Origin of the sequence: Nocardia sp. JMUB6875 (assembly GCF_041154655.1) — a bacterium.
Taxonomy (GTDB): Bacteria; Actinomycetota; Actinomycetes; order Mycobacteriales; family Mycobacteriaceae; genus Nocardia.
This window is the reverse complement of sequence record NZ_BAAFGR010000289.1, coordinates 1-6047: the sequence shown is the minus strand read 5'-3', so window position 1 is coordinate 6047 and position 6047 is coordinate 1. Positions and strand designations below refer to the sequence as shown.

Genomic DNA, 6047 nt, shown 5'->3' with positions numbered 1-6047 from the left:
AGTGGGCTTGGGGGCGCCGGGGCCCTGGTCGCGTTCGGCGGGTTCCCCGACGGGATCGCCGGTGGGCCCGTTGGTTTGCGAGACGCCCGGGAAGCCTTGGATCACGCAGGTGACGGAGCTGGAGTTGATGAATTTCAGGAACCAGTCCCCTGCCACCGGACCGCCGTGTCCCTTGTCCAGCACGATCTGGCGGGTCACGCATTTGGGCAGACCCGCCGCGGGTGTGGTCGTATCGGTGACGGGTGCACCGGCGTTGTCGCCGTCGTGGTCGATCCCGCCCGGTGTCGTCTGCCCGGGTTGCGTTGTCTGCCCGGGTTGAGCGGGAGGGGTTTGCGCGGCCGGGGTCGTGGACGCGGGCCCTGCCGAGGTGTTCGGGTCGCAACCGCTGACGGAGATGGCGACACCCGCCGCGATCGCGGCGACGGCCAATGACTTGATCCGCATGAGATCCCCTCGAAGTTCGGTACTGCAACCGTTGGTATGCAAGCTCCACATCCGAACCCTGTGAGCCCCCGTTACGCACCAGCGTGAGCAGGAGTTTGCGTAATCGCCTGCGCTACAGCGCAGTTCGCCACACCCCCGCCCGAAACCCGCTGCTCTGGACACCCGCGGGCAAAGCGTTAACACCGGGGTCGACTCGCCCGTGCCCCCAAAAGTGGGGGCCGGTCGGTGTCACTTCTCCCCCGCCTTTCCGGACCCGGCATCGACCCTCGATCACCGATGCGGCGGCAAGCGGGCTTCTCAACTCGACTCCACGAAGACTTGATTCATTCCAGAAAAAAGGGCAGAGTGTGGGTCGTGCCCACGCCTACGGATTTCGAGCGCATGTTGCGCGGGGCCGCTTTGCGTGTGACGGCGCCGCGGCTCGCGGTGCTGACCGCGGTACACGAGCACCCCCACTCCGACACGGACACCATCCTCGGGTTCGTGCGCCAGACCCTGGGTGGGGTGTCACATCAAGCCGTCTACGACGTGCTCAAGGCCCTGACCGGCGCGGGACTGCTGCGCCGGATCCAGCCCATGGGGTCGGTCGCACTGTATGAGACCCGCGTCGGGGACAACCATCACCACGTCGTGTGCCGATCCTGCGGCGTCATCGCCGATGTCGACTGCGCCGTGGGCGACGCACCCTGCCTGACCGCCTCCGACAACCATGGTTTCGCGCTCGACGAAGCCGAGGTCGTCTACTGGGGCCTGTGCCCCGAATGCTCGAAAACCGCTGCCACACAACAGAAGTAGCGGCCACACTCGTGGTCGACAACCAGATCACACCCTCATGGAAGGACAACACACCGTGCCTGAACACCCGCCCATCGGTGAAGCCAACACCGAGCCCGCCGCCGGTGGCTGCCCCGTCATGCACGACAAGATGGCCGCACCCGCCGAGGGCGGCAACGCCAACCGTCAGTGGTGGCCCAACCAGCTCAACCTGAAGATCCTGCAGAAGAACCCGGCCGTCGCCAACCCCATGGACGAGGGCTACGACTACCGCGCCGAGTTCCAGACCCTCGACCTGGCCGCCGTCAAGGCCGACATCATCGAGGTCATGCACACCTCCCAGGACTGGTGGCCCGCCGACTTCGGCCACTACGGCCCCTTCTTCATCCGCATGTCCTGGCACGCCGCCGGCACCTACCGCGTGCAGGACGGCCGCGGCGGCGCCGGCGCCGGCATGCAGCGCTTCGCGCCCCTGAACTCCTGGCCCGACAACGCCTCCCTCGACAAGGCCCGCCGCCTGCTGTGGCCGGTCAAGAAGAAGTACGGCAAGAAGCTGTCGTGGGCCGACCTCATCGTCTACGCCGGTAACGTCGCCCTCGAGGACATGGGCTTCCAAACCTTCGGCTTCGGCGGCGGCCGCGTCGACCAGTGGGAGCCCGAAGAGGACGTCTACTGGGGCCCCGAGACCGAGTGGCTGGGCGACGCCCGCTACACCGGCAAGCGCGACCTCGAGAACCCCCTCGCCGCGGTCCAGATGGGTCTGATCTACGTCAACCCCGAAGGCCCCAACGGCAACCCGGACCCGGTCCTGGCCGCGATCGACATCCGCGAGACCTTCGCCCGCATGGCCATGAACGACGAGGAGACCGCCGCGCTGATCGTCGGCGGCCACACCTTCGGCAAGACCCACGGCGCCGGCCCGGCCGACCACGTCGGCCCCGAGCCCGAGGCCGCCCCGCTCGAGGAGCAGGGCCTGGGCTGGAAGTCCTCCTTCGGCACCGGCTCCGGCCGCTTCGCCATCACCTCCGGCCTCGAGGTCACCTGGACCCCGACTCCGACCAAGTGGGACAACAGCTTCCTCGAGACCCTCTACGGCAACGAGTGGGAGCTCACCAAGTCCCCCGCCGGCGCCCACCAGTGGGTCGCCAAGGACGGCCAGGCGATCATCCCCGACGCCTTCGACAACACCAAGCGGTGGCTGCCCACCATGCTCACCACCGACCTGTCGATGCGCTTCGACCCGATCTACGAGCAGATCACCCGCCGCTGGCTCGACCACCCCGAAGAGCTCGCCGAAGCCTTCGCCAAGGCCTGGTACAAGCTCACCCACCGCGACATGGGCCCCAAGGTCCGCTACCTCGGCCCCGAGGTCCCGGCCGAGACCCTGCTGTGGCAGGACCCGATCCCGGCCCACGAGGGCGCGGTCATCTCCGCCGCCGACATCAAGGCCCTCAAGGCCAAGATCGCCGACTCCGGCCTGACCGTCGCCCAGCTGGTGACCACCGCCTGGGCCGCGGCCTCGTCCTTCCGCGGCTCGGACATGCGCGGCGGCGCCAACGGCGGCCGCATCCGCCTGCAGCCGCAGGCCGGCTGGGAGGTCAACCAGCCCGACGAGCTCGCCCAGGTCATCCGGGTGCTCGAGGGCATCCAGACCGACTTCGGCAAGGGCGTCTCCTTCGCCGACGTCGTCGTGCTCGCCGGTAACGTCGGCGTCGAAACCGCCGCCAAGGCAGCCGGATTCGACATCGAGGTGCCCTTCCGCGCCGGCCGCACCGACGCCACCCAGGAGCAGACCGACGTCGAGTCGTTCGCGGCCCTCGAGACCAAGGCCGACGGCTTCCGCAACTACGTCAGCAAGGGCACCACCACCCCGGCGGAGTACCTGCTGCTCGACAAGGCCAACCTGCTGACCCTGTCCGCGCCGGAAATGACCGTCCTCGTCGGCGGCCTGCGCGTGCTCGGCGCCAACTACAAGGGCTCCCAGCAGGGCGTGTTCACCGACAAGCCGGGCGTGCTGACCACGGACTTCTTCGTGAACCTGCTCGACATGTCCACCAAGTGGGCCCCGGTCGACACCGAGAACTCCAGCTACCAGGGCACCGACCGCACCACCGGCGCCCCCAAGTGGACCGCCTCCCGCGTCGACCTGGTCTTCGGCTCCAACTCCCAGCTGCGCGCGCTGGCCGAGGTGTACGCCGAGGACGACTCCAAGGAGAAGTTCGTCAAGGACTTCGTCGCCGCCTGGACCAAGGTCATGGAGCTCGACCGCTTCGACCTGGTCTGATAACCACGGTGTGAACCGTCGTTAGACCGATGCCCCCGCACCACACGGTGCGGGGGCATCGCCCGTTCAATACAGGTCAGACCAGTTTCAGGTCAAGTCAGACCAGTTGCGCGGCACGATCATTCGGCACACAAGCATCCAACGACAATTCAGCCGCAAAGTCCCTGGCAATGCCATGCAGGCGGACGCGGTCGAGCGCTGCGCCGAGGAGGGAGTAGGACGGCCAGCGGGCGCTCAGTGGAGGCAGGCAATTGCCCCGCTGCAAGACGCGGGCACCCGGTCCTGTCAGCAGGGGCAAGCAGCCCTTCGCCAAGGGCGATCGGTCACGCCGGACGTGATTCGTGGTCGATGCCCGCATGCTCGGCGCCGCGGCGGAAACGCAGGAGGCGCAAGGCGTTCGCCACCACCAGCAGGGTCGAGCCCTCGTGGATGAAGACGGCCGGGCCGATGGGTAGGCCGAGCAGGGTTGCCGGGACCAGGGCCGCGACGATCACCAGGGCGACGGTCAGGTTCTGGCGGATGATGGCGGCGGTGCGGCGGCTCAGGGCTACCGCGAAGGGGAGGCGGCCGATGTCGTCGGTCATCAACGCGACGTCGGCGGTTTCCAGGGCGACGGCGGATCCGCCCGCGCCCATGGCGATTCCGACCGAGGAGTTCACCATCGCGGGCGCGTCGTTGACGCCGTCGCCGACCATCGCGGTGCCGCCGCGCCCGTTCAGGCGGGCGATCATGGAGACCTTGTCCTCGGGGAGCAGACCGCCGTGGGCGGCATCCAGGCCGAGCCCGTCGGCGACCGCGTCGGCCACCCGCTGATTGTCACCGGAGATGACGACCATGTCGGCGACACCCAGGGCGCGCAGTTCCGCGATCACCGGCGCGGCCTCCGCGCGCGGGGTGTCCATGACCCCGAGCACACCCAGGTAGGCGCCGCCGTGGCGGACGATCATCGTGGTGCGGCCCAGCCGGTGCAGATGGTCGACGGTCGCGGCGATATCGTCCGGGACGCCGAGCGGGTCCAGCTCGGCGAACATGGCGAGGTTGCCGATCTCGGTGGGCCGCCCGTCCACTCGCGCCGTCACACCCCGACCGGTGACCGAATTGACCTCGGTGGCAGCGCTTTCCGCACCAGCCGGTACCTCGAGAGCGAGATCGCGGGTGATCGCGGCCGCGAGCGGGTGATCGCTGAAGGATTCGACCGCCACCACCGTGGTGACCAACTGCTCCCGTAGCGAGGGACGCACCGGCACCACATCGGTGACCCGCGGCTGACCCCAGGTGAGCGTGCCCGTCTTGTCGAACGCGATCGACCGCACCCGGCCCAGAGACTCCAACGGCCCGCCGCCCTTGGCGAGCACACCCGCCTGCGCGGCCCGAGCGACACCCGCGAGCACCGCGCTCGGAGTCGCGATCGCCAGCGCGCACGGACTGGCGGCGACCAGCACCACCATGCCGCGGTAGAAGCTGTCCGCGAACGGTTCCGACAAACCCAACACGCCGAACCCGATCACCGCGAGCACACCCGCGATCACCGCGGGCACGTACACCATCTGGAAGCGGTCGATGAACCGCTGCGTCGGCGACTTCTGGGTGTCGGCGTCACGCACCATCGCGATCACCCGTGCCAGCGTCGAATCCTCGGCGCGAGAAGTCACCACCACCTCGAGCGCACCCGAACCATTCAGCGTGCCCGCGAACACCCGATGCGCCTCCGACACCGGGCCGCGCCCGGCCAGCGCAGCCGCGGCGTCGGCGACCGGCTGCTTCTCCACCGGCATGCTCTCCCCCGTCACCGAGGATTCGTCGACGGCGCTGACGCCCGCGACCACGACCCCGTCGGCACTCAACCGCGAATTCGGCAGCACCACAACGGTATCCCCGACCCGCAGCTCGTCGATGTCGATCTCCTCGACCCGATCCGGGCCCCGCCGCACCAGCGCCGTGCGGGGCGCGAGCTCACCGAGCGCCGCGATGGAACGCTGCGCGCGGCTCATGGCGTACTCCTCGAGCGCATGCCCGAGGCTGAACAGGAACAGCAGCACCGAACCCTCGGCCCACTTCCCGACCGCCGCCGCGCCGGCCGCGGCGACCAGCATCAGGAAATCGACCTCGAAGCGCCCGCGCCGGATGGTCTCGAACGCGGAGCGGACAGTGAAGAATCCGCCCAGCACATAGGTCGCCAGGAACAGCGTCGTCGGTACCCAGCCCGGGGTTTCCAGCAGGTACTTCGCCACCATGCCGCAGGTGTAGGTGATGCCCGAGCCGATCGCGAAGGCCATCTCCGCGCGCGGACCGAGCAGGCCGTGGCCGTGTCCTTCGGTGCCTTGCTTCGTCGTGGTCGCCATACACGAGAGAATAACTTAGATACATGCGCATGTCTGCATGTGACTATTTATTGCCCGACTGACCTGGCAATCAGCCGAATCATCCGGCGGCGGCAACCTCGGCGAGACGCTCGATATCAGCGGGCCGCACCCGGCAACAGCCACCCACGATCGAGGCGCCAAGCCTCGCCCACTCCCCTACCCGCTCCGCCGCGAACCGCGAC

Annotated in this window: 5 protein-coding genes; 2 read left to right on the top strand and 3 right to left on the bottom strand. The window is 68.7% G+C overall.

All coding sequences use genetic code 11. The features are described 5' to 3' along the window. On the bottom strand, positions 1 to 444 hold a 444-nt coding region (locus tag ACAM49_RS38180; RefSeq protein ID WP_369640395.1), incomplete at its 3' end, for a DUF4232 domain-containing protein. 354 nt (positions 445 to 798) lie between these two features. Between ACAM49_RS38180 and ACAM49_RS38175 the strand changes: the two genes are divergently transcribed. Both ACAM49_RS38175 and katG read left to right on the top strand, forming a co-directional pair. Then, positions 799 to 1239: a Fur family transcriptional regulator gene (locus tag ACAM49_RS38175; protein WP_369640394.1), complete on the top strand. Its 441-nt coding sequence runs from the start codon at positions 799 to 801 to the stop codon at positions 1237 to 1239. Between the two features lie 55 nt (positions 1240 to 1294). Continuing rightward, a complete protein-coding gene (katG, locus tag ACAM49_RS38170) occupies positions 1295 to 3502 on the top strand; it encodes a catalase/peroxidase HPI (protein ID WP_369640393.1) in 2208 nt (735 codons plus the stop codon). Positions 3503 to 3825: 323 nt separating this feature from the next. On the opposite strand, the gene ACAM49_RS38165 is transcribed toward katG, so the two are convergent. Together ACAM49_RS38165 and ACAM49_RS38160 are read right to left on the bottom strand one after the other, a co-directional pair. After that, entirely contained in the window at positions 3826 to 5844 is a 2019-nt protein-coding gene (locus ACAM49_RS38165; RefSeq protein ID WP_369640392.1) for a heavy metal translocating P-type ATPase, read from the bottom strand. Positions 5845 to 5923: 79 nt separating this feature from the next. Further along, on the bottom strand, positions 5924 to 6047 hold a 124-nt coding region (locus ACAM49_RS38160), incomplete at its 5' end, for a homocysteine S-methyltransferase family protein (RefSeq protein WP_369640396.1).

Coding starts and splice junctions, on each gene's coding strand:
- ACAM49_RS38165 (WP_369640392.1), bottom strand. CDS start 5,844: ATGGCGACCACGACGAAGCAAGGCACCGAAGGACACGGCCACGGCCTG.